Source organism: Alcanivorax sp. HI0044 (assembly GCF_001634945.1).
In genome coordinates this window covers 1-1,159 of record NZ_LWEZ01000048.1, presented here as the reverse complement: position 1 = coordinate 1,159, position 1,159 = coordinate 1, and the positions used below count along the sequence as shown (strand labels likewise).

Annotated in this window: 1 protein-coding gene; it reads left to right on the top strand. The window is 62.8% G+C overall.

Going from position 1 to position 1,159, the window contains the following annotated elements; genetic code table 11:
• Window positions 1-1,092, top strand: a 1,092-nt coding sequence (gene bioF / locus A3730_RS00585) for an 8-amino-7-oxononanoate synthase (protein ID WP_063537237.1), incomplete at its 5' end; no start/stop codon positions are given.
• Between the last annotated feature and the right edge of the window lie 67 nt (window positions 1,093-1,159).

The window sequence follows — 1,159 nt, the reverse complement described above, 5'->3', positions numbered from 1 at the left end:
GGCCCCTGTGGCCGGCATGCGCTTGTGGGCGGCCAGCAGTACCTGAATTTCTGCAGTAACGATTACCTTGGCCTGGCCAACGATGCGGATGTTATCGAGGCGTTCCGGCAGGGGGCACGGGACTGGGGCGTAGGCAGCGGTGCGTCGCATCTGGTTTGCGGTCATCAGCGTCCCCATCAGGATCTGGAAGAGGCGCTGGCCGAGCACACTGGCCGTGAACGCGCGCTGCTGTTTTCCACCGGTTACATGGCCAATCTGGGCGTCATGTCCGCCTTGCTGGGCAAGCGCGATGCCGTATTCGAAGATCGCCTCAATCATGCTTCGCTACTGGACGGCGGCCTGCTCAGCGGCGCCCGCTTCCGGCGCTTTGCCCACAATGATGCCGATGCCTTGAGCCGTCAGCTGCAGCGTAGCGATGCCCGTCGCAAACTGGTGGTGGCCGATGGCATCTTCAGCATGGATGGTGATGAAGCGCCGCTGGCGGCCTACGCCGATGCCTGCGAAGCTCACGATGCCTGGCTGATGGTGGACGATGCCCACGGCCTTGGCGTGCTCGACCCGCAGGGACGCGGGTCCTTGTTTGCCCAGGGCGTTAACCCGCGTACCCAGATCCTCATGGCAACGCTTGGCAAGGGGCTGGGTACTGGCGGCGCTTTTGTGGCTGGCAGCCATGACTTGATCGAAACCCTGATACAGTTTGCCCGCACGTTTATCTATACCACCGCCATGCCGGCCGCGGTGGCGGCGGCCACACGGGTCAGTCTCCACAAATCCCGTGAGGAAAACTGGCGCAGGGAGAAGCTGGCAGAACTGATTGCCCGTTTTCGACAGGGTGCCAGTGAACTGGGCTACACCCTGATGCCGTCGCGCACACCGATCCAGCCACTACTGATCGGCAGTGATGCCGAGGCCATGGCGCTCAGTGGTGCGCTCCGGGAAAAGGGGCTGTTGATCACGGCCATTCGTCCGCCCACGGTGCCGGAAGGCGAAGCGCGCTTGCGGGTGACACTGTCGGCCGCCCATGAGCTTAAGGATGTGGATGCACTGCTGCTGGCGCTGGATCAGGTCGGACGCCGAAAGCCGGACGTCTGACGCCCCAAAATGCCTGCCTGTTTTGTTTCTGTCGTCAGGCTACCGACGTCAGACCTATGACCAAAGG